At 68.0% G+C, this 25737-nt stretch carries 24 protein-coding genes and 3 pseudogenes; 14 read left to right on the forward strand and 13 right to left on the reverse strand.

Annotated features, from left to right (window positions below; all coding sequences use genetic code 11):
- Positions 1-46: 46 nt before the first annotated feature.
- Complete coding sequence (locus ABT296_RS30560; protein ID WP_351931933.1) at positions 47-727, reverse strand: hypothetical protein; 681 nt, start codon at positions 725-727, stop codon at positions 47-49.
- Positions 724-1350, reverse strand: coding sequence for a hypothetical protein (locus ABT296_RS30565; RefSeq protein WP_351932019.1), 627 nt, complete (start codon positions 1348-1350; stop codon positions 724-726). The genes ABT296_RS30560 and ABT296_RS30565 overlap by 4 nt, the downstream gene beginning before the upstream one ends.
- Before the next feature lie 15 nt (positions 1351-1365).
- Here ABT296_RS30565 and ABT296_RS30570 point away from each other — a divergent pair, with 15 nt between their 5' ends.
- Genes ABT296_RS30570 through ABT296_RS30580 form a run of 3 tightly spaced genes read left to right on the forward strand, consistent with a single transcriptional unit; the run spans position 1366 to position 2911 of the window.
- Positions 1366-1611: a hypothetical protein gene (locus tag ABT296_RS30570; RefSeq protein ID WP_351931935.1), complete on the forward strand. Its 246-nt coding sequence runs from the start codon at positions 1366-1368 to the stop codon at positions 1609-1611.
- 20 nt (positions 1612-1631) lie between these two features.
- On the forward strand, positions 1632-2375 hold the full coding sequence (locus ABT296_RS30575; protein WP_351931937.1) for a hypothetical protein: 744 nt from the start codon (positions 1632-1634) through the stop codon (positions 2373-2375).
- Between the two features lie 5 nt (positions 2376-2380).
- Positions 2381-2911, forward strand: a complete 531-nt coding sequence (locus ABT296_RS30580) for a hypothetical protein (RefSeq protein WP_351931939.1) — start codon at positions 2381-2383, stop codon at positions 2909-2911.
- A 9-nt stretch (positions 2912-2920) separates the two neighbouring features.
- Here ABT296_RS30580 and ABT296_RS30585 read toward each other — a convergent pair whose 3' ends face one another.
- On the reverse strand, positions 2921-3280 hold the full coding sequence (locus ABT296_RS30585; RefSeq protein WP_351931940.1) for a hypothetical protein: 360 nt from the start codon (positions 3278-3280) through the stop codon (positions 2921-2923).
- Positions 3281-3561: 281 nt separating this feature from the next.
- On the opposite strand from ABT296_RS30585, the gene ABT296_RS30590 reads away from it, so the two are divergent.
- Both ABT296_RS30590 and ABT296_RS30595 read left to right on the forward strand, forming a co-directional pair.
- The gene (locus ABT296_RS30590) at positions 3562-3933 is read left to right on the forward strand and encodes a hypothetical protein (protein ID WP_351931942.1); all 372 of its coding nucleotides are present in this window, start codon (positions 3562-3564) and stop codon (positions 3931-3933) included.
- 246 nt (positions 3934-4179) lie between these two features.
- Positions 4180-5523: a WD40 repeat domain-containing protein gene (locus tag ABT296_RS30595; protein ID WP_351931944.1), complete on the forward strand. Its 1344-nt coding sequence runs from the start codon at positions 4180-4182 to the stop codon at positions 5521-5523.
- A 587-nt stretch (positions 5524-6110) separates the two neighbouring features.
- On the opposite strand, the gene ABT296_RS30600 is transcribed toward ABT296_RS30595, so the two are convergent.
- A complete protein-coding gene (locus tag ABT296_RS30600; protein WP_351931946.1) occupies positions 6111-6872 on the reverse strand; it encodes an NAD-dependent epimerase/dehydratase family protein in 762 nt (253 codons plus the stop codon).
- A 51-nt stretch (positions 6873-6923) separates the two neighbouring features.
- Between ABT296_RS30600 and ABT296_RS30605 the strand changes: the two are divergent.
- From ABT296_RS30605 to ABT296_RS30620, 4 genes and pseudogenes are all read left to right on the forward strand, one after another.
- Positions 6924-7433 (forward strand): annotated as a pseudogene (locus ABT296_RS30605) (IS607 family transposase); the annotation flags it as partial.
- Positions 7434-7462: 29 nt separating this feature from the next.
- Positions 7463-8269 (forward strand): annotated as a pseudogene (locus tag ABT296_RS30610) (transposase); the annotation flags it as partial.
- Positions 8270-8391: 122 nt separating this feature from the next.
- On the forward strand, positions 8392-8898 hold the full coding sequence (locus ABT296_RS30615; protein WP_351931948.1) for an RNA-guided endonuclease InsQ/TnpB family protein: 507 nt from the start codon (positions 8392-8394) through the stop codon (positions 8896-8898).
- Between the two features lie 65 nt (positions 8899-8963).
- A complete protein-coding gene (locus ABT296_RS30620; RefSeq protein ID WP_351931950.1) occupies positions 8964-9515 on the forward strand; it encodes a zinc-binding dehydrogenase in 552 nt (183 codons plus the stop codon).
- Positions 9516-9936: 421 nt separating this feature from the next.
- Here ABT296_RS30620 and ABT296_RS30625 read toward each other — a convergent pair whose 3' ends face one another.
- Positions 9937-10173, reverse strand: coding sequence for a hypothetical protein (locus ABT296_RS30625; RefSeq protein ID WP_351931952.1), 237 nt, complete (start codon positions 10171-10173; stop codon positions 9937-9939).
- 101 nt (positions 10174-10274) lie between these two features.
- On the reverse strand, positions 10275-11294 hold the full coding sequence (locus ABT296_RS30630; protein ID WP_351931954.1) for a TerC family protein: 1020 nt from the start codon (positions 11292-11294) through the stop codon (positions 10275-10277).
- Between the two features lie 560 nt (positions 11295-11854).
- On the opposite strand from ABT296_RS30630, the gene ABT296_RS30635 reads away from it, so the two are divergent.
- A complete protein-coding gene (locus tag ABT296_RS30635) occupies positions 11855-12868 on the forward strand; it encodes a LacI family DNA-binding transcriptional regulator (RefSeq protein WP_351931956.1) in 1014 nt (337 codons plus the stop codon).
- 228 nt (positions 12869-13096) lie between these two features.
- Here the strand turns inward: ABT296_RS30635 and ABT296_RS30640 are convergent, their stop codons facing one another.
- From ABT296_RS30640 to ABT296_RS30660, 5 genes are all read right to left on the reverse strand, one after another.
- On the reverse strand, positions 13097-14005 hold the full coding sequence (locus ABT296_RS30640; RefSeq protein ID WP_502977365.1) for a carbohydrate ABC transporter permease: 909 nt from the start codon (positions 14003-14005) through the stop codon (positions 13097-13099).
- Entirely contained in the window at positions 14002-14958 is a 957-nt protein-coding gene (locus tag ABT296_RS30645) for a carbohydrate ABC transporter permease (RefSeq protein ID WP_351931958.1), read from the reverse strand. Before ABT296_RS30645 ends, ABT296_RS30640 begins: the two co-directional genes overlap by 4 nt.
- 157 nt (positions 14959-15115) lie before the next feature.
- Positions 15116-16414: an ABC transporter substrate-binding protein gene (locus ABT296_RS30650; protein WP_351931960.1), complete on the reverse strand. Its 1299-nt coding sequence runs from the start codon at positions 16412-16414 to the stop codon at positions 15116-15118.
- A 199-nt stretch (positions 16415-16613) separates the two neighbouring features.
- Positions 16614-18014, reverse strand: coding sequence for a GH1 family beta-glucosidase (locus ABT296_RS30655; RefSeq protein ID WP_351931962.1), 1401 nt, complete (start codon positions 18012-18014; stop codon positions 16614-16616).
- Between the two features lie 479 nt (positions 18015-18493).
- Complete coding sequence (locus ABT296_RS30660; RefSeq protein WP_351931964.1) at positions 18494-19759, reverse strand: glycoside hydrolase family 6 protein; 1266 nt, start codon at positions 19757-19759, stop codon at positions 18494-18496.
- Positions 19760-20577: 818 nt separating this feature from the next.
- On the opposite strand from ABT296_RS30660, the gene bglS reads away from it, so the two are divergent.
- Positions 20578-21357 carry a beta-glucanase gene (gene bglS, locus ABT296_RS30665; protein ID WP_351931966.1) on the forward strand — a complete coding sequence of 260 codons (780 nt, stop codon included), beginning with the start codon at positions 20578-20580 and terminating at the stop codon, positions 21355-21357.
- A gap of 661 nt (positions 21358-22018) precedes the next feature.
- Positions 22019-22528 carry a hypothetical protein gene (locus ABT296_RS30670; RefSeq protein WP_351931968.1) on the forward strand — a complete coding sequence of 170 codons (510 nt, stop codon included), beginning with the start codon at positions 22019-22021 and terminating at the stop codon, positions 22526-22528.
- A 327-nt stretch (positions 22529-22855) separates the two neighbouring features.
- Here the strand turns inward: ABT296_RS30670 and ABT296_RS30675 are convergent, their stop codons facing one another.
- A complete protein-coding gene (locus tag ABT296_RS30675) occupies positions 22856-23284 on the reverse strand; it encodes a hypothetical protein (RefSeq protein WP_351931970.1) in 429 nt (142 codons plus the stop codon).
- A 389-nt stretch (positions 23285-23673) separates the two neighbouring features.
- On the opposite strand from ABT296_RS30675, the pseudogene ABT296_RS30680 reads away from it, so the two are divergent.
- Positions 23674-24178, forward strand: a pseudogene (locus ABT296_RS30680) (pyridoxal-phosphate dependent enzyme); the annotation flags it as partial.
- 47 nt (positions 24179-24225) lie between these two features.
- On the opposite strand, the gene ABT296_RS30685 reads toward ABT296_RS30680, so the two are convergent.
- The gene (locus ABT296_RS30685; RefSeq protein ID WP_351931972.1) at positions 24226-24663 is read right to left on the reverse strand and encodes a winged helix-turn-helix transcriptional regulator; all 438 of its coding nucleotides are present in this window, start codon (positions 24661-24663) and stop codon (positions 24226-24228) included.
- Positions 24664-24806: 143 nt separating this feature from the next.
- Between ABT296_RS30685 and ABT296_RS30690 the strand changes: the two genes are divergently transcribed.
- Positions 24807-25679 carry an aldo/keto reductase family oxidoreductase gene (locus ABT296_RS30690; protein WP_351931974.1) on the forward strand — a complete coding sequence of 291 codons (873 nt, stop codon included), beginning with the start codon at positions 24807-24809 and terminating at the stop codon, positions 25677-25679.
- Positions 25680-25737 lie beyond the last annotated feature (58 nt).

Below are 25737 nucleotides of genomic sequence, written 5' to 3' on the forward strand. Positions count from 1 at the left end.
CCAGGGAGCTACTGCCGAAGCAGCCCGTCGGCTCTGCCCGCTGAACTCAACGGCATGGGTGGCCTGGTAGCTGATCAGCCCGGGGCCAGTGCGGGTTCGGCGTGCCGTCGTCGCTCATGTGAGCTCGTTGCCAGATTGCGTTCCAGGTGTACGGGGTCTTGGGCACGTACTGGTGCCGCTGTCCGCATGGACAAGGCGTCAGCACCCTCGCGCATCCTTGGCACAGTTCGACCCAGCCGTGTCCGGTCGAGCGGAGCATGTGCGGTCCCTGATTCCCGCAGGCGGGGCAGCCGGGCGGCTTGGCGCCGTCCAGGATCGCGTTCTGGCGGCAGACGTAGTCGGGCAGGCGCAAGGAGGGGTGGAGGGAGGGGTCCTCATACCAGGCGTGATGGGGGCTGTCCCACCAACTCTGCATCCACCACGGGCGGGGGTTGGGTACGGCCCGCCGCCCAACCTCCTTCTGCGCGCGGCGTTGCGCGGTGTACTGCTCGGCCCGCGCGAGCCACAGCACCCGTGCCTCGTGCAGTTCCTCCACGGCCCGTGTCAGCGCGTCCGGGTCTGCTTCGAGCCGCCGGGGAATCGCGGCGCTGAGTGTGAGGTGGTGGTAGGTCGCGCGCAGGCCATAGGGGGCAAAAACGGTGAGGCAGTTCCGCAGCGCGCTGTGCCGCCTGTGGAGGGGGAGTTGGGCATCGTGCACATGCGCTCGTTGGGTCAGGAAGCTGGTCATGATGCGTGGGCCGAATCCAGGTCGAGTGCTCGTGTCAGGGCGGCAGTGACGGGGGCGGCGTGGGCCGGCAGGTGTTGTTCGGCCCAGGTCCGGGCGAGGTCGAGGAATTCCCGCACATCCCGCTGCGCGCCGGCGACGAGCGCGCGGACCTGGTCGACCGGCAGCACGATCGCCGGGCCGTCGTCCGTCCCGTCGACATCGAGTGTGAGCCGGACCGCGTTGTTGACGCGTTCGGCCGCCGAGGATGGATCGTGGCCGAAGGAGGCACGGCCGCTGCCGTCGAGCACCTCCAGCCAGTCCCGCCAGGTCTCCAGGCCGTTGCAGCAGCCAGGCTCGACGAAGACGGCCCCCGTGACGCCGTCGGTCACGCGGAAGCCGCCGGCGGCGAAAAGGTCAGGCATGGTGAGCAGCCCGTGAAGGAACGCCCCGACTGGGTCGGTCGGGCACGGCCCGTGCTCCTCCTCGGGTTCGAAGTCGTTGCACTGGGCGATCCGCATCACGGCTGAGCCGACCTCGGCCGCAGTCAGTTCCCCGTTCAGCACGAGGTAGCCGCAAGGCTCGCGCTCGGCCACCGGCCAGAGCGCGAAGCCGTCAGCGGCGGATAGCTCCAACACGGGCTGCATCACGATCACACGCCGATGATGCCGAACTCGCTACTGCGGTGCCACGCGCTTTTTGCTGCGGTGTCGGGCGGGGAGCGGGTCCACTGCCCGGGCAGTCTCGCGGCGCGCCAGCGTTCTCCAGCCTTCAGGCGGTGGGGCGGACTCGCCGAGTTTGCCCAGGCCCGCTGGCGCGCGATCACCGCATCCCACCTCCTCGCCCTTGTCTGCAGCGGCGCACGCACCGAACGCGGCGTCCTGGTCGAGCGGGAGCAGCTCGACTGAGGCCGTGCGAGTATCGCCAGGTGATCGACGATGAGAAGCTGTTTGCCGCCGACCTGATCGGAAGGCGACTGCTTAAAGTGACCACAGCTTGGCATCGTCACGCTGACGACGATGCGTCGCTGGTGCACCTGTGGCTTCACCTGGAGGGTCTGGGCCCGGTGCTGTTCCACACGCCATCGACCGGCTTGTCTCTGCGAGCCGACCAGCCGCACGGGCCGTACTCGATGGAGGAGAACGGAAGCGTCTCCGTGATCGACGATTCGCCGGATGTTCCGGTGACCCGGTTCGTCGGACAGACGATCCGATCGGTTCGGGAGATCGACTACAACGACGGCGATGTCGGCTTCACGGCCGGCATCACGCTCCACTTTCCCGGCGGCAGCATCCGCCTGCTCGGTCTCGTGGACGCCCTTCTCATCGCCCACGCCCAGCATCTCGGCGATGTCGAGGTCCACCTGCATGAGGATGTGACCCTCGCGCGGGTCGTGCAGACCTCCGGGAGCTGGCCGTCGCAGTGGGATGCCTGGACGACCACGGGTCAGTACCTGTACCTGCGGTACCGGCACGGTGAGGGAACCGTCGAGCAGCATCCGAGCGAGGACGTCGACACCTGGGACGGCGATGAGTCGAGGCTCTGGACCAGCTGGGACGACGGAACCGACAGGGGTCAGATCGAACTCGCGGATTTCCTCGTCACGGCTGGCCTGCGGCTGGCGCCAGACGCCGACGTCCGCACCACACCGCCGATCGACCCGAAGGCCTGAGAACGATGGTCACGCACCCCAGCCGCGATTACGCGATCACCGCGATGTACTCCGTGCCCGACGACGCCTGGTATCTGGAACTGGATCTCTTCCGCGAACACCGGGCGCTCGTGACCGCGGTCGTCCCCGACGAGGACCCGAGGCGCGAGCCGACAGTGTGCTTCGATCCCCAAGGACGGCACCTGGACATCCCATACGAGGTCCTGCGCTGGTTCATGGACCAGGTTGCGGATGAGATCCGGACGGCCCGCGCCTGGATGCGACTGCGCCCCGAGCTGGTCGACGTAATCCACCACCTGCGCCAGGAGTACCGGGGCGCGATCGATGACGCCGACCTTCCCGACGTCCTCGTGGAGCTGCGGACCACTGTCCCCGCGGCCGATGTCTCCGTCGTTCTCGCGGCCGCCTTCGGGCTCAATCCCGATGGCACCCCCATGGACGGCGTGCAGGCGTTCCAGCTCGTCGACGTGGCGGCGGCGGTAAGTGATCACCGTCCCGCCGCGCCGTCGTCGGCCGAGGTCAGTGGCTCGTGTTGAGTCGGTTGATCAGCTGCCGGTGGCTGGGCGGGCCGCCATGAGTTCTTCGTCGCGTTCCTCGAGTTGACCGGTCAGGGTAACGACCTCCTGTTCGTGTTTGGTCATGCGGCATGTGAGCTGGTCGATGTCATCGGGCGCCCCCGAGGCCGGACTCCCGCACACATGCTCGCCAAGGAGTTCGGAGAGCTTGGCTTCCAGTTGTCGGCCGCGGGCGGCGAGGCGGTTGCTGCGCTCCAGAGCGTTCGCCAAGTCGGCCTGGAAGGAGGCCCGGCTGACGGGATGACCGGTGCCGTCGCCGGGTGGTTCCGCGCTGGCCGCGTGTACTTGGGCGAATAGATCCTTGTGGCGGTAGAGGAAGGAACGGTCCACCGTGGCCTGCTGCGCAATGCCGGAGACGTTGATGGCCGTGCCATCACGCCCAGAGGTGTTGATGGCTTGGATGACGCGTTGCTACGCACTGTCTGTCGGCTGGCCGGCATCATGGCCGGGCTGGGCGATCCCGAAGGAAGGCGGGCGGCCTTCAGGGCTGACGAACGCTGTTTGGAGGCAGGCACCGTGAGATCGCCGCCGGCGGCCCGTCCGGTTTTCGGCTGAGCGGGGCGGGCGCGATCATGGGACGAGCACGACCGGACCGTAGAACAGGGAATCCCATGACCTTGCAGGAAGGCCAGCGCGTCAAGCTGGCCGCTGATCTTCGCCTGACCGATCCGATCGAGGTGTCCGGGGCGGTCATTGGCATTCTTTCCCTCGCCGCCGACACCGGGGGAGTGGTGGTGGAAGTCACGGAGCACGTCCGTGAGGACGCCGACGTCCGCGAGTACGAGCGGCTCAAGTCGCTGCTCGACTCCTACGGTGACGGCATGCCGCCGGAGAGCAGGAGTCAGCTGGAGCAGAAGGTTGGCGCGCTGGAGCCGGCGTGGGTGGCATTCCAGGAACAGGGGCCCCTGGTGACGGTGCGGGTCCGCTTCGACAACGGGCTCATCCTGGGCGAGTCGCCGCAGGACCTTTACGTGCCCGTGTGATCGCTGTGGCGAGGCCGCGCGTCCCTGCAACCGACACGGAGCCCGGCGTCGGGAGTCTGCTGCACGATCAGGTGGCATCGTGATCTGCCCAACAGGCTCTGGTTTCTTGGCTTTTCTTGCTAAATAGACCGGCGGTTTCGTGCATCACGGCGCAGAATGATCGACGGCGGCGTTGTGCGTCGTCTCCGCCGGCCGGTCGAGGGGGCTGCCGGTGCGAACTCACAGGACACAGAGGGGGGTTCTGCCGTGCGCAGATCCAGACGCACGCTGGGTGCCACGTTCGCTGCGGCGCTCGGTTCGGTACTGCTGGGGATCCCGGGGGCCACGCCGGCGTACGCGGCGACGGGTGTGTCGTTGCCGCTGTACCAGCTCGCCGACATGAAGGTCGACGGGAGTCATCAGAAGATCTTCCTCAGCATGCCGGCCGGAGCCGACGGCCGGGTAGTGGTGACGGACTACAACGGGAAGAGCACGTGGCTGGGCGGCCTGCCGGGGGCCAGCGGGCTGGCGCTCTCGCCCGACAACCAGACCCTGTACGTGGCCGCGCGGGACATCGACACCATCGTGGCGTACGACACCGCGACGCTGGCGGAGACCGGGCGCTACCACGTCGGGGACGGCACAGCTCCGTTGGGTGTGGCGGTCGCCGGTGGGAAGCTGTGGTTCGGCTACGGCGTCAGCGGGGACCTCGGCTCGATCGACCTGCGCGGCCCCGAGCCGGTCGTCGAACTGGGGCTGGACAGTTCGCTGGACTTCGGGGCGGAGCTCGTCACTTCCCCCGCCGACCCGAACCTGCTGGTGGTCGGCACCGGTGACCCCAACCGCAACACCCTCACGGTGTACGACGTGAGCAGCGGCTTGCCCGTGATGGCTCAGCGGCGGGTGCTGTCCGGGACCGAGATGAACGGTCTGCGGGACATCGACGTGACACCGGACGGCCGTACGATCCTGACCGCCGCCCTGATCTCGCCGGGGTACCGGGCCTTCCGCCTCGACGATCTCTCGGACGTGGCGACGCATACGGCCCCGGCCTCACCCCTGGCCGTCGCCGCCGGACCCGACGGTACGGTGGCGGGGGGCGCCCAGAACACCAGCGCCGACATACCGGACGTTTCCTTGTACGCTCCGTCTGCCCCGGCTCCGCTCACCGCGGTCGAACTGGGCGCCGCCACGCAGAGCCCGGTGGTCCGGGGCCTGGCCTGGGCGCCGGACGGCAGCCGGCTCTTCGCCGTGACGGGGGAGAGCGGGGTCATGGGGCTCCGGTTCCACTCCCTCCCGGTCGACACCACGGTGCAGACGGTGCTCGCCCTCACCGCGCCGGCGAGCAGCAGGAAGGGCCGGACCCTGACCCTCACCGGCACGCTGACCCCCGGAATCGCTCCCGGCACCACGGTCACGGTCACACGTCACGATGCCACCCACCCTGAAGGCGTCTCCCTGGGCGCCGTACCGGTGGCGGCCGACGGCACCTTCACGGCTACGGATGCCCCGGCCAAGGCCGGCGAGGTCCGCTACGTCGTGACGTACGGCGGCGACCCCTGGCACGCCGCCTCCTCGGCTGAGGCGACGGTGAAGATCACCCGCAACTGATTCCCTGCCCGGAGCACACGACGAAGGACCGGTTCACGGGGGCATGCTGCTCCCTTGAACCGGCCCTTGGAACGGCCCGGGATCCGGGCACGGAAGCCGCGGCCGCCTGGCGGTGCTCACAGTCGTTGCGAGCCCTGCGCGAGGATCAGGCGGATGAGGATCGCGCAGACGATGCTGGTGACCAGCCAGCTGTTGCTGGTCAGTCAATCGCGGCACCGCAGACGACGGCACCTGACGACGATCCCCGACCCGCGGGCCTCGTCCCCGCCCGACCTCGTCGTCCGCGACTTCGCTCCCGACTCGGCCGGAGTCGACACCCGCTGGTGCGGTGGCAACCCCTATGTCCCCACGGAGGGATGGCTCCATCTGGCTACCGTCACCGACAGTGCCTCCCGCCAGGTGATCGACTGGGCGACGGCCTATCACCTACGAACCGATCTGGTCGCCGACGCTCTCGCGGCGGCCTGCCGACAGCGTCGCCCCCACCCGGCCGGTGATCTTTCCCTCGGACCACGGCGCCAGTACACCAGCCAGCAATGCGCCACCCTGGCAGGGGTGGTGGTGACGTGGCCCCGAGGTGGGGGCGGTCATATCGTGACGAGTGACTTCGTGATCATGCTTTCGGCGGAGGCGATGATGGCTTCTTGGGTGGTCCGGGGCTTGAGTCCCAGGAGCGTGGCTGTCCTCTCGTTCGATACACGTTTGATGTAGCCGAGGTCCGCGGCGACGGGTTTGAACTCGGGCCTGAACAGTGCGGCGAGCCGGACGACTGTGTTGGGGATGGTGCGGGTGGGGACGTGCCTGGCCGCTTCGCCGAACCGGACCCGGAGGATGCCGCCTATGTCCTTCATCGAGATGGCGGGCTCGCCGCTGGTGACGAGGAAGCGCTCGCCGGCCGCTTCGGGTGCGGTCATGGCCGAGATGTGGGCGGTCGCGACGTCGCGGACGTCGACCACCGGGATGTACATGTTCGGGTAACCGGGCATCTCGCCGTTGAGAATGCGCTGGACGATGTGGTTCGCACCGGAGACCCCGGTGCCCAGCACGGGGCCCATGACTGCCACGGGGCAGATGGTGGTCAGCTCGGTTCGGCCTGGCTCGGTGCGGTTGAACTCCCAGGCTGCCCTTTCGGCGAGGATCTTGCTGCGGCCGTAGGCGTCGACGCCGGGACCGTTCAGGGGCGACCAGTCGTCCTCGGTGAAGACGTGATCGATGCGGCCGTGCCCGAACCCGACGGCGTGGAAGGCAGAGGTCACCACGGTGCGCCGGGCGCCGGCGTCGCGGGCTGCCCGCAGGACCCGCAAGGTGCCCTCACGCGCCGGGGCGACAACCTCGTTGTCGTCCCTCACCTTCCCGGTGTGGACGGGGGAAGCGACGTGCAGGACGTAGTCGATGTCGTGGGCCGTATGCCGGTCCCGGTCCGTCAAACGCCGTCCGGGATGTGGCTGGTCGACGAGCCCACTGTGGAGCCGTCCGGGAGGGTGGTGGCGTATTGCCGGGTCTCGTCGGCGGAGCAGAGAGCTGACCTTGACCGGCAGGTTGCGCGGGTGGTTCAGGGAGCCACTGGGCTCGGTCTGCCGGTCGCCGAGGTCGTGACCCAGGTCGGTTCGGGGCTGGACGGGCGGCGGCGCAAGCTGCACCGGGTGCTGTCCGACCCGAAGGCGGCGGTGATCGTGGTCGAGCATCGTGGCCGACTGGCCCAATTCGGTGTCGAGCATCTTGAGGCGGTCCTGTCGGCGTCCGGGCGGCGGCTGGTCGTCCTCGACCCCGCCGAGACCACCGACGATGACCTGGTGCGGGACATCACCGAGGTGCTCACCTCGATGTGCGCGCGGCTGTACGGGCGGCGGGCGGCGAAGAGCCGGGCGGCCCGTGCAGTGGCTGTGGTGACCGGTGAGGACGCCGGGTGAAGAAGTTCCGGCCGCAGTCGGGGTTCGTGGTGCAGGCGTACCGGTTCGCACTGGATGCGAACGCTGGGCAGGAAGGGGGCTTGCGTTCGCATTGCGGGGCAGCGCGCGCCGCGTACAACTGGGCGGTCGGCTGGGTCGAGGCGTCGTGGTGGCAGCGCAAGGCCGAGGAGTCGTATGGCATTGCCGGGTCGGAGTTGACGGAGTGGCGGTCGTGGTCGCTGCCCGCGCTGCGCAAGGCATTCAATGCCGCCAAGCAGACCGATCCGAGGTTCGCCGCCTGGTGGGAGGAGAACTCCAAGGAGGCGTATTCCACCGGCCTGGCGAACGCTGCGGCCGCGTTCGACAACTACGCGAAGTCGAAGAACGGCAGGCGCAAGGGTGCCCGCATGGGCATGCCGCGGTTCAAGTCGAAACACAGGGCGCGCCTGTCGTGCCGGTTCACCACCGGCACGATCCGCGTCGACACCGACGGCCGGCACATCACCCTGCCCCGCCTCGGCACGATCCGCACCCACGAGCCCACCGCGGGGCTCCTCGCCCGTGTGCAGGACGGAACGGCTCGCATCCTGTCTGCGACCGTCCGGCAGACACGCGGACGCTGGTTCGTCTCCTTCCAGGTCGAGGTGAAGCGCGACCTGGTGCGCGTCGCCCGGCCCGATGTGGCGGTCGGGATCGACCTCGGCGTGAAGACCCTCGCCGTGATGGCCGACAGCACCGGAGAGATCCGCGAAGTGGCCAATCCGAGGCACTTGGACGCTGCGCTGAAGCAGCTGCGCCGCGCCTCCCGTGTCGTCTCCCTCCGCCGGGGTCCCGACCGTAGGACGGGGCAGAAGCCGTCCAAGCGGTGGGAGAAGGCCAACGCTCAGCGGAATAGGGTCCATCACCGGGTGGCGAACCTCCTGCCGATGCCCTGCACAAGCTCACCACCGCCGTGGCCGGCCAGTACGGCACCGTCGTCGTGGAGGACCTCAACGTCGCCGGGATGCTCCGCAACCGGCGGCTTGCCCGCCGGATCGCCGACGCCGGGTTCGGGGAGATCCGCCGCCAGCTCGCCTACAAGATCCGGCGCAACGGCTGCCGCATCCTGGCCGCGAGCCGCTGGTACCCCTCCTCCAAGACCTGTTCCGGCTGCGGCGCGGTGAAAGCCAAACTGCCGCTGCACATCCGGACCTACCAGTGTGACGCCTGCGGCCTGGTCATCGACCGGGACCCCAACGCCGCACGCACCCTCGCCGCCCTCGCAGCAACCGCAGCAACCGCAGCAACTGGTACCGGAGTGGCCGGAAACCAGGACACCACCCCGGTGGCGTCGAAGCCTCGTGGAGCCGACCACAAGACCCGCACCACCCGCCCCCGCCGCAAGGCGGAGGCGGGGCGGGCCGGTGGCGCAACCCTGCCGCACCAGCGACAGACGGAAACGAGAGACCGTCCTCAAACCCAAGCCCCCGACGCTTCGGCAATGTGACGGACCTTCCAGGCCGAAAGACCCGGAATACTGAGAGTCACTGAGGCTCTCAGTAACGGCTGCTTTTGACCCAGCTCATCACCCATCTCGGCGGCAGGGTGATCGGCACGACGTCGACCACGGAGAAGGCCGAGCTGGCGAAGCGCGCCGGGGCGGCTGAGGTGATTCTTTCCTCCGCGGTCGACGATCTCGCGGCCGAGGTGAGGTGGTTCAACGGCGGTCAGGGACTGCCGGTTGTCTTCGACAGCGTTGGCGCGCACACCTTCGATGCGAGCCTCGCCAGCCTGCGAACCCGCGGCCATCTTGTGCTCTTCGGCGCGGCAAGTGGTGCCGTGCCGCCGTTTGATCCGATTCGGCTCGCCCACGGCGGTTCGCTGACCCTGATCCGGCCCAGTCTCGGGGACTTCATCGCCGATCGGTCCGAACTGCTTCGACGGGCCGCCGATGTGTTCGAGTGGGTGCGTTCCAAGGCGCTTGAGGTCACCGTGACGGGCCGCTATGCATTGTCCGAGGCCGCACAGGCCCACAGGGATCTGGAGGCTCGGCGTACCACCGGCAAGCTGCTCGTCGTACCCGATGCGGCCGCTGTGGGACGCCACGAGGAGATGCTGGGCTGATCACGGGTGACGAGGTCGGGGATCTTGGAGACTGAGATGTCGAGGGCATAGCCGACCGTCATCGCCGAGATCCCGGACGGCGTCAGGCACTCAGCAGGCCAAGATCAAGTTCGGGCGGGGTTCCGGTGTGTCCGGGTCGCATCTCTTCAAGATCCCTGAGCCGAGACCTGGCCCGCCCGTCCACAGCCTCCCGTGGCAGAACACCTGGGAAGTGGTCTTCGCGCACGCGGACTGCGAGGCGGCCGTTGAGAGGGGTGCGTCGCAGCCTCGCGCGGCGCATCGAGGACGTTACGGACGACGTGGCATGACAACATTCGGTGCGACCGTCAGGTCTCGGGCTGACGGAGGCGGGCGATGCGCCCATACGTCGCCGTGGGATGACACAGGAGCGGGAACTCTGAGGTCAGGCGCCGTGTGCGGGTCAGTGCGGAGTCCAGCCGGTGACTCGTTCCCAGACGGCGCCGCGGACTGAGCTGACCGGCACGCGTTCCGGTACGCATTGGTCGCAGTGCGGATTGTGGCAGGGGCCGGCGGTCCAGCGAGGGACGTAGACCCCCATGGTCTTGTGGCGTTCCACCACGGCGTCCACCGGCTGCTTGCAGGAGTGGCAGGTGTGTCCGGGCGGGGTGGACGCGTGGGGTTGCTGCTGAGTGTTCATGGCGAGAACTTTACGCCCGTTTTGCCCGTTTTTGAATCCATCTTGGTGTTGTCCGGCCGGGCGGGCTGAGTCTGCCGAGACTTCCCGGTGGGCCTGGTGAATCACAGGGGTTCAGAGGTGCTGGGCGGGTCGGACGGCGGGAGCCGGTCGGACTTGCCGGGTCCGGCTGCGGGAGACTTCCCGTGCTCGGGCGGGGGGCGTAGAAGGCTGAGTGCGATCGACGCGGCGAGGATCGTTGCGATGACGGCCAGGCTGACGAGCGAGGGGATCTCGGGCACGGCGGTGCTGATTGTCTCGTGGGCCGCCTGGAGGACGAGCTTGACCCCGATGAAGGCGAGGATGAGGGCCAGGCCTTTGCTGAGGTAGTGGAAGCGGTCGAGCAGCCCGGCGAGCAGGAAGTACAGGGCGCGCAGACCGAGGATGGCGAAGGCGTTGCTGGTGTAGACGATGAAGGTGTCGTTGCTCACGGCGAGGACGGCAGGGACGCTGTCGACGGCGAATACGAGGTCGGCGGCCTCGATGGCTGCGACGACGGCCAGCAGCGGCGTTGCGACGCGTCGGCCGGCCTCCTTGACGAAGAAGTGGGTGCCCGCGTACTCGTCCCGCACCGGAACGATCTTGCGGAGCAGTCTGACGGCGATGCTCTGGCCCGGGTCGAAGCTGTCGTCCTCCTCCTTGAGGATCTTGTAGGCGCTGTAGAAGAGGATGGCGGCGAAGACGAACAGGACGGCGGTGAAGCGGCTGACCACCGCCACGCCGGCGGCGAGAAAGATGCCGCGGAAGACCAGGGCACCCAGGACGCCGAGGAACAGCACGCGGTGCTGGTAGGCGCGGGGCACTTTGAAGTAGCCGAAGATCAACGCGAAGACGAAGAGGTTGTCGACCGACAGACTCTTCTCCAGCAGCCAGGCTGTTGTGTACTCGACACCGGCGGTTGTTCCGACGACCAGGAACACCACGAGTCCGAAGACGACAGCGAGTCCCACCCACACGCAACTCCATGCTGCGGCTTCACGGAAGCCGATCACATGGGCCTGTCGATGTGCCAGCAGGTCGATCAGCAGCGACACCAGCACAAGGGCGACGAACACAATCCACAGCCACAACGGCACGTCATGCACGGTCAGGCCCCTTCGACTGGATCGGCCGGCGATCTGTCTTCCTTCGAGTCTGGCCCACATCGTGGTGCCTGTCGCGCACGGCCGCCCGGACGGGCCTGGCGCTCCCGGCAGAGGGCGACGGGCGGCCTCGTGCCACGGCAGCGGCGTCGCGCGTTTGACGTTCGGGTGCGGCGGTCAGCCGGGGGAGACGCCCGGTGGAGCGCAGGCCCCGCCGGCGTTCCGTGTGGGCGAGGTCGTCCTGGTCGTGAGGAGGGCCCGTCCGTTGCCCGCGGCCGACGCCGTCGGGTGATGGAGCGCGCCATGGTTCGGCTCCACGACTTTCGCCGGACGGCCTTCGGCGGAGCGCCGCGACGACATTCACGAGGCATTCCTCGTCCACGCCACCCCCCTGACCACCCACAGGCACATCCAGCAAAGCCGGCCGCATCTTGAGGTCCTGCGGCTGGGGGTCGCCCCCTGGGCCATGTCTGCGGCCGAGATCACCCACGTCATGGTTCGCCGCGCCCACAGGTCACAATGGAAGGGCTTCCAATTACTTCAGCTAGGGAAGGCCCGCATCCATGACTGAGGAACTGCCGAGTCGGCACGCGACGCTGGACGAGGTGGCTGCGCTGGCCGGCGTTTCGCGATCGGTGGCTTCCAGGGTGATCAACAACGCCCCCCATGTCAGCCGGGCCAAACGTGAGTCTGTCGAGCGCGCGATCAGGAAACTCGGCTACGTCCCCAACCCGAAGGCACGCGCCCTGGCCACGCGTCAGGCGGGTGCGGCCGCGCTGATCATCTCGCAGGAGGATCCGGAGGTCTTGACCGACCCGTTCTTCGCGCAGGTCATCGCAGGAGTGGCCAGTGCCTTGGAGGACGCTGACCTGCACATGATGCTGTGTGTGGCTGCCACGACGCGTGGCCGGGAGCGGGTGAAGCAGCTGGTGCGCTCCCGTGTCGTGGACGGCGTGATGCTGGTGGCGGTGCACGAGGACGATCCCTTGACGCGGCTTGTCAAGGAGACCCAGCTTCCGGTGGTGTTCGGTGGGCGCCCAGTGGACTTCGAACCACGCTGGTACGTCGACATGGACAATGTCGGCGGCGCCCGGGACGCGACCGATCACCTGCTGTCGCGTCGGCGGACCCGGGTGGTCACGATCTGCGGCCCACTGGACACCGAGGTCGGCGGATCCCGGCATCGCGGCTATCGGGAGGCCATGCTGCTTGCCGGTCTGACGCCCCTCCCGCCCGAGGAAGGCGATTTCACCGAGGCTTCCGGAGCCGCCGCCATGACCCGGCTGCTGGAGAAGCATCCGGATCTGGACGGGGTGTTCGCGGCCAACGACAACATGGCGGTGGGCGCGTTGCGCGCGCTGCGGGCAGCCGGCCGTGCGGTGCCTGAGCAAGTGGCCGTGGTGGGGTTCGACGACCTCGCCGTCGCGCAGATCGCCGATCCCGCACTGACCACCATTCATCAGCCCATACGGGATCTGGGGCGTGAGATGGCCCGGATGCTCGTCGGCGTCATCGCCGGTCGGAACCCCAGCCCGCTGATCCTGCCCACCCATCTGGTGAAGCGCTCCAGTACCTGACAGCGCCCAACGCGCCTTCCGGAAGACGGGCGGCCGGGGCGAGAAGGCGCAGGCAGGTGAACAGGGTGAATGGTGCGCGGTCGGCAACCGTTGGCCGTCGGGGGCCGGGGCGGGGAGGGAACTCCGGTTGCCTGCCGGAAGGCGGGCCGCGCACCACCGTTCATGGGCGATCGCCGGGGGAGAGGCTCCAGGCCGGATGGCTGTCCGTTCGGCCCACCGGGGATCCGCTCATCCCTTGACGGCTCCCTGCATGATGCCGCCGACGATCTGCCTGCCGAGCAGGCCGAAGACGACCAGGACGGGGAGGGTGCCGAGCAGGGTTCCCGCCATGACGACGGACTGGTCCTGGACGTAGCCGCCGCCGAGCTGGCGCAGTGCCACCTGCACGGTGGGCTCCTGGGAGGAGAGCGCGATGATCGGCCAGAAGAAGTCGTTCCAGGCTGTCATGAACGTGAGGAGCGCGAGGACCGCCATCGCGGGACGCGCGATGGGCACCACGATCGTCCAGAAGATCCGAGCGGTGGAGGCGCCGTCGACGCGGGCGGCCTCGATGAGTTCGTCGGGCAGTGACTGCGCGATGTACTGCCGCATGAAGAACACTCCGAAGGCGGAGACGAGGCTGGGCAGGATCACCGCCTGCAGCTGATTGGCCCACTCCAGCTGTGCGATCACCATGAACAGTGGGATCACGCCGAGCTGCGGCGGGATCATCATGGTGCCCACGGTGAATGCGAGCAGCGCGTTACGGCCCTTGAAACGAAGCTTGGCGAAGGCGAAACCGGCGAGGGTGGAACACAGGACGGTCCCGACGGTGACGGAGCTGGACACGATCAGGGAGTTGACCAGCGCCTTGCCGATGTCGGCCTGTTCCAGGGCCAGTTGGAAGTTGTGCAGAAGGTTCGGCCCGGGCAGGAGGTTCGGCGGGACTTTCGCGATGTCGGCGTTGGACCGGCTGGCTGCGACGATCGTGTAGTAGAAGGGGAAGGCCGAGACCAGCACGGCCAGGATCAGGAACGCGTACGTGAGGCGTCCGCCGTTCATGGTGCGTCCTGCCCGGCGCCGCCGGTGGGGGCGGGTGCCGGTCTGCCCGACCGGTGGTGCGGAGCGCGCGGTTTCGGGATCGGTGAAGGTGGTCACTGGCCGGCCTCCTTGGCGGTGCGGCGGCGCGCGATCAGGGTGTTGACCCCGACGAGCACCAGGATGAGCAGGAACATCACCCAGGCGATGGCCGCTGCCCGCCCCAGGTGGTAGAAGGACCAGCCCTGTTCGTACATGTACAGGCCGAGCGTCTGGTACTGGTGCGAGACGCCGCCGCCGGGGCTGCCCTCGAACAGCAGTGGTTCGCCGAAGAGTTGGGTGGCGCCGATGGTCGACATGATCACCGAGAAGACGATGGTGGGGCGCAACCCCGGCAGTGTGACGTGCAGGAACTGCCGCCAGCGGGAGGCGCCGTCCATTTCGGCGGCCTCGTACAGGTCGCTGGGAATGGACTGCATGCCGGCCAGGAAGATCAGCGCGTTGTAGCCGGTCCAGCGCCAGACGACGATGCAGGAGATGGCGATCTGGGAAGTGAGGGTCCCCGTCTGCCAGTCCACCGGACCCACACCGATCAGCCCGATGACGTAGTTGATCAGGCCGAAGTCGTGTCCGAAGAGCTGGGCGAAGACCAGTGTCGCGGCGGCCACGGAGGTGGCGTACGGCATCAGCATCATGGTTCGGAAGAAGGTGCGACCGCGCAGCTTGTAGTTGAGCAGGTGGGCAAGGCCCAGAGCGATCAGGAGCTGAGGGACGGTGGAGAGCACCCCGAGGGTGAAGGTGTTGCGCAGCGCGCCCCAGAAGAACGGGTCCGTGAAGATGGCGGTGTAGTTGCCGAAGCCGCGCCATTCCATGTCACCGGGGGTCTGCAGCTCGATCCGGTACAGCGAGATGAATGCGGTGTAGACCAGGGGAAACAGCCCGAAGGCTCCGAACAACACGAAGAACGGGGCGACGTAGGTGTACGGCGACAGGGTGCGCCAGGTACGGCGCCCAGGGTGATGGTGCGGTCTGCGCGGCGCGGCAGTGGGCGGCGCCGGGGCGGTGAGGGTCACGGGGCGGCCCTTCAGATGGGTGATGAGACGGGTGAGCGGGGCAGGGGGCGCAGGGCGGCTGCCAGTTGCGGCTTGACCGCGCGGAACGGGCGAGGCGCCGGACGGGGAGGAGCCGGGGACCGGGCTGGGGCGGGGGAAGACCGGCCCCCGGCCCTGGTCAGCCGATGGCGTTGTCGATGCCCTTCTCGGCGTGTTCCCAGGCCGTGTCCGGCGAGGTGCCCTTCTTCTCCACCTCGAACAGCGCTGCGGCGAACTGCTCCTGGATGTCCATGTCGTGGACACCGAGCACCTGCACCGGCGCCTCCTTGGCGGCGTCACCGAAGATCTTGCCGATGGGGGCGTTCGAGAAGTAGGGGTCCTTCGTGTCCGCGACCGCCGCGATGGCGGGCACGCTGGAGGGGAAGTTCCCGATCTTGTTGAACAGCTTGGCCTGCTGCTCGGGGGCGGTCAGCCACTCGATGAGCTCGTAGGCCTCCTTCTTGTGCTGGGCCGCCTTGGGGATGGACAGGTACGCCCCGCCCCAGTTGCCCGCGCGGCCGGGCATCTCGGCCACGTCCCACTTGCCCTTGCCGGCGTCACCTGCCTGGCCCTTGATGTAGCCGAGCATCCACGCCGGGCACGGCAGGGTGGCGAAGGAACCCTGTGCGAAGGCCTGGTTCCAGGGCGCCGTCCACTGGGCCAGCTCCGCGCTCAGGCCCGCCTTCTCGGCCGCGAGGGACAGGTCCCAGGCCTCCTTGACGGCCGGACTGCTGTCGTAGATGAGCTCGCCGGAGGCGTCGTAGTAGCGCTCCTCGTACTGGCCGGCGACGTTGGTGTAGATGCTGCGGACGCTGTCGATCCAGGCGCTCTTGGCGGGGGCATTCCTCATGTACTGCTCGCCGAGGTCCAGGTAGCCGTCCCAGGTGGACCACTTCTCGGCGAGTTCCACGCGGTCGGTGGGCAGTCCGGCCTTCTTGAGCAGGTCCGTGCGGTAGCAGATGGCGCCGGGGCCGGTATCCGTACCCAGGCCCATGACCTGGCCACTCCTGGTGGTCGCGGCACCCCACTTGGCGTCGGTGAAGTTGCCCTTGAGCTTCGCCGCCCCGTATTGGCTCAGGTCCTCGAACTTGTCGCTCTGCTGCTGTGCCACCGAGGCGATCCGTCCGACCTCCACGGCCTGGACGTCGGCGAGGCCCCCGCCACCGGCGAGGCGGGTCTGGAGCGCGTTCCAGTAGCTGCCCTCTTCCTGGGTATCGGTCTGCTTGATGGTGATGTTCGGGTGGAGCTTCTCGTACTCCTTGTAGAGCCCGGCTTCCTTGTAGCCGAACGTGCCGAACAGGTCGACGGTGAGTGTGACTTCGCCGTTGGCGCCCTGCGAATCGGTCGAGCCGGATCCGCAGGCGACGAGCAGAGATCCGGCCACTGCCACGGTCCCCAGGCGTATCAGGGTCCTTCTTGTGGTTTTTGCGATGGACATGGGAAGCCTCCTCAGGCTTTGTCCCGAAAATTTGGAAGCGCTTCCACTCGACTCCGGGCGAGGGTCCCGCCTGGAGTCGCATCGTCATGGCTAGAAGACATATCGCTGCGCAGTGTGGAAGACGTGCATCAGATGGCGAGTTGGATTTCGCTACGTCGAACAGGGGTCTCCAGGACGTGCGAGGGTGGCGGCCGACCTCCTATCGGCTGCGGGTCGCACCTGCGGCGTCGCGGAGCCACAGGGCGCTCTGCTTGGGGGTGCGGCGCTGGGTCTCGTAGTCGACGTGCACGATGCCGAAGCGCTTGTCGTAGCCGTAGGCCCACTCGAAGTTGTCCATCAGGGACCAGGCGAAGAAGCCCCGTACGTCCGCGCCGGCTTCGCGGGCCCGGCCCACCGCGGTGAGGTGGTCGGCCAGGTAGGCGGTGCGGTCGATGTCCTGGATGCTGCCGTCGGCATCGGCGGCATGCACGCTGTCGTCGAAGGCCGCGCCGTTCTCCGTGATGTAGAGCGGGATGCCGGGGTAATCGCGGCTGATGCGGGTGAGCAGGTCGGTCATGCCCTGCGGGTGGATCTCCCAGGGCATGGCGGTCACCGGCCGGTCGGGCCGGGGGACCGTGACCGGCCGGCCCGGACCGTCACCTGCCGCCACGACATCGCTGAAGTAGTAGTTGATCCCCAGGAAGTCCAGGGGCTGGGCGATGGTGTCCAGGTCCCCGGCCTCGACCGGCAGGCTCGCACCGAGCCGGGCCAGATCCTCAACCACGTCCTGCGGATACTCCCCACGCAGGACCGGGTCTAGGTAGATGCGTGCGCCCATTCCGTCCGCATGGCGGGTGGCGTCGAGATCGGCGGGCTCGGTGGAGGCCGGATAGACCTGGGCCGGGTTGAAGGTGATGCCGACCTGTGCGGGCGTGGGCACCACCGAGCGGATGCGCCGGACGGCCAGGCCGTGTCCGAGGTGCAGATGGTGCACGGCGCGGATGGCCGCCCGGAAGTCCTGGCGGCCCGGTGCGTGGCAGCCGACGTGGTAGCCGAGTATGGCGGAGCAGAAGGGCTCGTTGAGAGTGATCCAGTGCTGCACCCGGTCACCGAGCCTTCCCGCCGCGAGTTCCGCGTAGTCGGCGAAGCGGTGGGCGGTGTCGCGCTCGGGCCAGCCTCCGGCATCCTCCAGTGCCTGTGGCAGGTCCCAGTGGTAGAGCGTCGCCCAGGGGGTGATGCCGCGGGCGAGCAACTCGTCCACCAGGCGGTCGTAGAAGTCGAGGCCCTTGCCGTTGGCCGGCCCTCGTCCGCCGGGCTGGACGCGGGGCCAGGACAGCGAGAATCGATAGGCGTCCAGGCCCAGATCGGCGATCAGCCGGACGTCGTCGGGCATCCGGTGGTAGTGGTCGCACGCCGTGTTGCCGTGGTCGCCGTTGGCGATCGCACCAGGGGTGCGGCTGAAGGTGTCCCAGATCGACGGCGTGCGCCCGTCGGCGTCAACGGCACCTTCGATCTGGTAGGCCGAAGTTGCCACGCCCCAGACGAAGTCGGCCGGCAGGCCGGGAATGTTGAGCGTGGGCAGGGGCAGGCCGGAGTCGGCAGGCTGCGGATCGATGCTCATGATGTGCTTCTCCAGCGGCGGTGAGACAGGAATGGGCCGCCACGTTGGCGAGTGCGGGAGGCTTTCATTTGGGAGCGCTCCCAAGAAGATGGAGTGAGGCTTTTCCTTTGTCAAGGGCCCGTGCAAGGGTCCACAACTCCGGCATCCTCGACTGCGTGAGGGCAGGCCATGGCTCTGAACTGCATATTTTGAGCCTTTGCAGGTGGGTGCGGCTTGGCCTGGTGTTGCTGGCATCGCTCGCCTGCCCTGTTCGCCTCTTGGTGCCACAAGGTCGTTTGCGCATGTATTGGGAGCGCTACCAGTCGAACCTGGCGCAGATCACGCGGCACTTGACCGAGCGCCTCGACCGGTCCGGCGAGTGCGGCACCACGGGCATCCAGGCCGACGCGTACGACCCCCAGGAACGAGATGGTGAACGGCGTTCGGCAGCGGGGCCGCTCGACCAGCCTTCGTATGGGCGGTCGAGCGGCCCGCAACTGCTACCAGCCGGTGTTGAACGTGAGCGCGGGCTTCGCGTTCTTGGCCAGGGTGTGCGCGAAATCCGGCCACCAGGCGCCGGCCGCCGGGTCCTCGATTCCGTATTCCGGGTCGATGGGGCCTGCTGTACCTCGACGGCAGCTGCCGTCCGACTCGCCGATCGTCTTCACGTACAGGTACGCGTCGGCCAGCGGCTGGCCGGTGTTGGCGGTGGGCCGGGCGCCGACACCGCGTCCGGGGGCGTTGCACCAGGGCTCGGCATCGGTGTATTTGCCCACCGGAGGTATCCAGGCGCCGAGACCGTTGCGACTGTTGTCGAGGACGTAGTGCGACAGGTCCTTGACCGGCGGGCGGCCCACGGCCCCGTCGAACCAGGCGTCGACCCACTTCCATGTGGATGGGTCGTAGAAGTCCACCGAGTTGCCGGGCTGCCCGTCGTTGGGGGCGGCCGGCGAGTAGTACTGGCTGGCGCAGGTGTCGGTCCCGCCGCGAGCCTCCTCCGGCCCCTCGGTTGCGTACCAGACACACTTGGAGACCCAGGTGGCGTACCGGTTGAGCTGGTCGGTGGGCTGGTAGTTGGAAACGTTCAGGGCGAAGCCCTGGGTTTTGGCCAGGTCGGCCTTGATCAGCCGCCCTGCCAATTCGCCCCCCGGCTGCCAGTTGCTGCTGCCTCCGTCGAGGTACACGGATGTCTTGGGCTTGGACACGACGATGTCCACTGCGGTGCGGATGTTGGCGTACCGCTCATCGGTGCGAGTGCCGTCCGCGTCACCCTCGGGGCAGTCCTTCGGCAGCAGGGCCAGGCCGTCGGGCTCGACGATGACCACGGCGCGTCCGGCGCCAATGCCGTCGGCCACGCCCTGGACCCAGGCGCGGTACTCCTCGGGGCTGTCCGCGCCGCCGGACGAGTAGAAGCTGCAGTCGCGCCCGGTGACGTTGTATATGACAAAGACCGGGACGGTGCCCGTGGCCCGGGCCGCCCGCATCTTCTTGCGAACGACCTCTTCAATCTCGGCCGGTGTGCCGTAGTCGAGCCAGATCGCCTGTGGCCAGGTGGCCAGTTGGGCCATCCGCAGGGCATCGTCGACCTTGCCGGCCTTGAGGTCGGCAGCAGCCTGCTGGGCAGCGCCGGCCTCGGGGTCGACGTAGAAGCGAGTGTTCCTGGGCAACGTGTGGTCGGGCGCCGAAGCGTTCGGCGCGGCAGTGGCCTCTCCTCCTCCGCCGAGGGCGCCGGCGGTGAGGGCCGCGCAGGCAACCGGGATGAGCAACCGTCGCACTCTGCTCATGAATTGAGGCTCCTTCGTTGGTGTGCCGGTGCAAGGTCCGGGTTTGGATGCGCTCGGGGTGAAGCGTCGGCTGTGCGGCCCCGAGGCGGCGCACTCCGCACAGCGCAAGCTGCTGCGTGGTCATCAGTGCTCGTAGGGGGAGGCGCGCACCTCGCACGACCATGGTTGGGAGCGCTTCCAGTTCAAGGTTTGAACACACTGCCTTCGTGAGCACATGCTGGAACCCGTGCTCCAGGCGTGTCAATAGCTACTCCGTCGTCTGTCGCCTCGGCTCTGTGAAGAGCCAGAACCGTTCGGTATCGATCCCAGAGTGGGGTCAGGCTGACGTGAACCGCGCTCGCGCCTGGCATCGCGGAGTGAACGGATGGTTTCCTCCGTGCTCCATGGAGTGTCTCCAATCTCTTGTCGGCTTAGTTGAGCGCTGCTACTTTCTGGAAGCGGTCCCAAAACTTCCGCTCGCGGCGCGCCACCCATGCGCCGAACGCACATGCCGAGGCGTTGTCCGGTTGTCACGCTGCGACCTTCACGCCATCGGCATGCGCGCCACCCGCGTCTCCTGGTCCTTCAGCCAGTGGTGCAGGGAGGACTGAGGTCGAGCGGCTCTGCCCAGCACAACAGGTGTCCATCCCCCGCACGGCTGTGCCGCCGGTGGACGCCGAGCCTGTCCCCGCACACGGATTTCACGGCACGAGCAGCCTCGGACCACGGCTACCAAAGCTGATTCGTCGGTCGACCTTGCTGACGGCCGACGCGCTTGGCCCGCGGCCCCCGATGCCGCTCGTACCCCTAAGGAGGCCGAAATGGAATCTCGCACGACAGCTCACCGGTTCCGCAAGTATCGCTGGCTGCTCACCCCCCTCGCAGCCCTCACGTTGATCTTCAACCCGATAGCCACCCCCGCGCACGCCGTCGGCGGCAGCTTCGTCGACAACTTCAACTCCTACGACACCGGCCGCTGGCACAAGGCCGACGGCTGGTCCAACGGCGGCATGTTCAACGTCGGCTGGCGCGCGGACCACGTCTGGTTCAACGGCGGCGTCATGGGCCAGAACCTCGACACCGCGACCTGCCCCGCCGGCTGTTCCGGCAAGCCCTACGCTTCCGGCGAGTACCGCACCAACGATCTGTACTCGTACGGCCGGTTCGAGGCCCGGCTCCAGGCGGTCAAGCGCGAAGGCACCGTCACCGGGTTCTTCACCTACACCGGCCCGAGCGACGGCCAGCCCTGGGACGAGATCGACGTCGAAATCCTCGGCAAGAACACGACTCAGATGCAGACCAACTACTTCACCAATGGTGTCGGCGGCCACGAGACCATCATCAACCTCGGGTTCGACGCCTCCGCCGGGTACCACGACTACGCCATCGAGTGGTGGAACCAGGGCACCATCAACTGGTTCGTGGACGGCAGGCTCGTCCACCAGGAGAACGGCTCGCGTGGTCCGCTCCCCACCCACCCGATGCGCATCATGGCCAACCTGTGGCCGGGCACCGGCGTCAACGGTTGGCTCGGCCCGTTCACCTACCCCGGCACCCCGCTCACAGCCCGCTACGACTGGATGAAGTACACCCAGTACTGATTCAGGGAAAGGAACGAAGCCGGCGCAGGACGCCATCTTCTGCGCCGGCCTCGTATCCGCAAGGTCCGGCCGACTCGGAGAGGCATGCAGGTGCCTGCGTCAGCGCCCTGACCGGGCCATGTTGCACGGTCAGGGAAGCCCAGAGACCAACTGCCGCGACCTGCCTGGCCGGAGTATCCGGTGGAACTGGCCGGTCGTGGCCATGCGATGCCGGGCGAGCGCGGTGAGGATCCGCTGGCGCAGCGGCTGGGCGGGTTGCAGGCCGACGCGGCCGCCGCCGCACCGAAGGCAGGACGGGGCATTGAGCAAGAGGCAACCTGCAGCGCCCGGTCCGGTTCCCGGTCATGAGGCCCCGACCAGGGGCGCGACGCAGGAACACCCGCCTGATCGGGCCTCCCCGGTCGGGTTCTACGAGTCCGACCACGCGAGGAGCCGGGGGATCAGCGATACGTGCGGTCGAGAGCCGGGCAGTACAACGGGCTGGAACGCAGCGGGCGAGTGCCGCATCAGGCAACCTTCGTCCGGTGGCCGTTGGCCTGCCTGGATCGAATACCTGATGATTGAGCACATGACGCATGGCTTGTCCGTGTCCGGGTCGACAACGCGCCCTGGGCCGCCCCACCTGTTCGGTCTGACGGAGCCGGCGGACCGTCCCGGTAACGTGACCGAGAACTTCTGGGCCGGGCTGCTGGAGGTCGGCTGTGCGGCGCGGCTGCGGTCCAAGGACGGCCGGACTCGATTCCAGCTGCGCTACTACGGGGAGCTGCTCGATGGGCTGATCGTCGGTGACGACCTGCCCGCGCAGGTGTACGCGGTCACCGAGTCGGGACAGCGGATTCTGCTCTTCGATGGCGCGGTGCATGGCTATGAGGCGATGTTCTGTGAGAGCTGGCAGGCGGACCGACTCCGTACCCGCCGAGCCGAACAGGTCTATGTCGATGCTGACGGCGAGGACACCTTCGAGCTGGTGGTCTGGGTCGGCTACAACATCGACTGGGACGATGAGCGGCAGTCCTTCGCAGACGCTGACGATCCCGACCTGGTCACGCTCATCGATGGTCGCCGTATTCCGTTCGAGGTCGCCCGGCACGCCGCCTTCGACGCAGTGTCGATCTTCGCCACGAACATGCGGGGCCGGGCCACCGACGTCGTGTCGGAGGAACTGGCCTGAGCGGTGCCTACGGCGGGCCCTTCACCCGCGGGCAGATCTCCTTCCTGATGGGAGCCGAACCCTTCCGCGCCGATCCGCATCTCGCTGTCGGACGGCAGGACTTCGCCGATGGGGCCGGCACCGGCACGCTGAACCCGTCCTCGCACCGGACGGCGACGGTGTCGAGACGCGGCCACTGCTGTTGGAACGATGGCGAGCGTTCGCGTCCGCTGGCGAGCCGTCCACCGCCACAGCCGGCGGCTCGACCAGCCCCGACTGTCGCATAGCTGATCAGCAGGCCTTCACCCCTCCCGGCAACGGGCGTGCAGAGGGCGCTCACATGTCGGGTTAGCGGGTGAGTGTCTCAAAGCCGACATCCCCGCAGTACTGCACCACATGCCCTTCCGCGTTGCCGTCACCGTTGCTTATCGCCAGAACCGTCTCTTCTTCCAAGGTCTGGCCTCCTCTCACGGTTTCATCCCGCAGCGGTCGCATCGCCAGGAGGACGCCGTCAGCGGCGAGTTCGGCCTCCTCGGCCTCCGGTGACTCAGGCACGGCTGTGCGGCCGGCATCGCGCGCCGTCTGCCACACCCCCAGCTGCAGGCAGTAGCTCTTTTGTAGCTCCGTCAGCAACTCCTCGTCCTTGCCTTCGGACGAGGAACACCCCACCACCACGAACAGGGCAAGGAAGGGGACGGCCGTCCTGAGCTTGCGCACCGCGTTGCTCCCACTGAATCGGCTGTGTTTGCCCCCGCCCTCAGGCAACTCGCGCAGCACGATACCTGTATGGGGCACCTTGCATGGGTCGGGGAGTTCGCGGCAACGTACATGCCCGAGCGAGACGAGAGACCGTGCATGAGCTGAGACCCGCTGACCGGGGACTTCTCGCCGCACTGGAGTAGTTCCTGGGCAGCTCGGCCGGGCAGTGCCAGCCACCGTCACGAGGCTGACCAGGAGTGGGACCTGTCGCAGGCCGACTCGAAGGAGCTGATCGGGCGGGCGAAGAGGCTACGGGAGTCTACCGAGTCGTGTGCCGACATCGTGCGCGACTGCCGTCGACACGGCATGCGCGATCCGGCGCCCTCATCGAGAAGGGTCTCGCCGAACGACGTGAAGAACCCGGCACAACGCGCTACTTCAACCGACCCGCAACTCCCGACAGTTGCTCACGGAACCACGGGATCCGACTGGTCGAGGACAGCCTCGACATCGAGACCTGTGAAGGAGCGGCGACCATCAGCCTGGAACTGGTGACACCACGCCGTCGTTCGACTCCGTCCTGATCGCTCTCGGGGGCGGGGCGCCGGCAACCGGCGTGGGTCATGTGGTGAAGGCCTTGGCGCCCGCAGTCGAGGTGATCTGCGTCCAGCCGCTGGGCGCAACGGCGTTGACGCACTTGTGGCGCCAAAGACGTGTCGTCACCACTGACTCGACCAACACCATCGCCGACGGCGCTGCCGGCCGATGTCCCATCCCGGCAGTCCTGGGGACCTCCTCGTGGTTGCAGACGACGCCGTCCGGGTCCAGGAGACGTCGATCACCGCCGATATGCGGATGCTCCTCGACCACGCCGGCCTCGTCGTGGAGCCGTCGGCCGCGCTCGGCATCGCGGCGATCCTTGAAGACCGTGACCGCTTCGCCGGCCGACATGTAGTGACCTGGTCAGCCGGGGTGGGGGCGGGCTCGTGCCGGGCCGGCCTGGCGGTGCTGGGGTGCGTTCAGGTGGTGGGGGTGTCGCGGTTGTCGCGGTGTGCGAGGACGTCGGCCATGTGTGCCTGCGCCCAGTCTCTGAGGCCGCGGGTCATGCGGTGGAGTGACAGGCCGAGGTCGGTGAGTTCGTACGTGACGGTGACGGGGACGGTTGGTGTGACGGTGCGGGTGAGGAGGCCGTCGTGTTCCAGTGACCGTAGTGTCTGGGTCAGCATTTTCTGGCTGGCCCCGGCCAGGAGGCGGGCGATCTCGGAGTAGCGCATCGCTTTCGGGGTGTCCGCGCGTGCGGGGCCGGAGGGTTGGGGGTCGTGGTCGCCGCCCAGCGCGCAAAGGATCAGTACAACCCATTTATCCGAGATTCGGTCGAGGAGTTGCCGACTCGGGCATTCCGCCAGGAAGGCGTTGAACTCCATCTTGGCCTGGGCCCTCTTCTGGGCCGCTGTCATCGCTTTCACTGATCGGACCTTTCACCGTTGGGTGGCTTACGCACTCCCAAGTGCCTACTTCCCCACGAGAAGTATCTCTCCGAGGGTGGTGCAGGAACGCGGCATGCGTCACCCCTCTCAAGTGCACGGCGAAAGGCACCGTCATGAGTAATTCCTCCCTCTCCCTTCCCGGCGGCACCTGGATGCTGGGTGACCTGACCGTGACCCGGTTCGGCTACGGCGCCATGCAACTGGCCGGCCCGTGGGTGATGGGCCCGCCGGCCGATCGCGAGGGTGCCCTGGCCGTTCTGCGTGAGGCAGTCGCCCTCGGTGTTACCCACATCGACACCAGCGACGCCTACGGGCCGCGCGTCACCAACGAGTTGATCCGCGAGGCACTGCACCCCTATCCCAGCTCGCTGCACATCGTGACCAAGGTGGGCGCGACACGGGACGCGCAGGGCGGCTGGCCTCTCGCCCGACGGCCCGAAGATCTGCGCCGCCAGGTCCACGAGAACCTCGCCTCCCTGCGGCTCGACGTACTGGACCTGGTCAACCTCCGGCTCGGCAACGCCGAAGGCCCTCAGCCCGGCTCGCTCGCCGAGGCCTTCGGGGCGCTCGTCGAACTCCAGCAGCAGGGCCTCGTCCGCCACCTCGGGGTCAGCAACGCCACCGACGAGCAGGTCGCCGAGGCGCAGGGCATCGCGCCGATCGTGTGCGTGCAGAACATGTACAACCTCGCCCACCGCCACGACGACAAGCTCATCGACCGGCTCTCCGACGACGGCGTCGCATACGTGCCCTTCTTCCCCCTCGGGGGCTTCACCCCGCTGCAGTCCTCGGCGCTCTCGCGGGTCGCCGCCCGACTGGGGGCGACACCGATGTCCGTCGCCCTGGCCTGGCTGCTGCAGCGGTCCCCGAACATCCTGCTCATCCCCGGCACGTCATCGACGGCGCACCTGCGCGAGAACATCGCCGGCGCGCGGCTCACCCTTTCCGATGAGGACTTGACCGAACTGGACGGCATCGGCCGCTGAACGGCCCAGAAGCGATCGGACCGGGAAGACCGGCACGGCGGCCCCGGTGACGGCGAGT

The sequence above is a fragment of the Streptomyces sp. NPDC000983 genome (genome assembly GCF_040299205.1).
Taxonomy (GTDB): Bacteria; Actinomycetota; Actinomycetes; order Streptomycetales; family Streptomycetaceae; genus Streptomyces.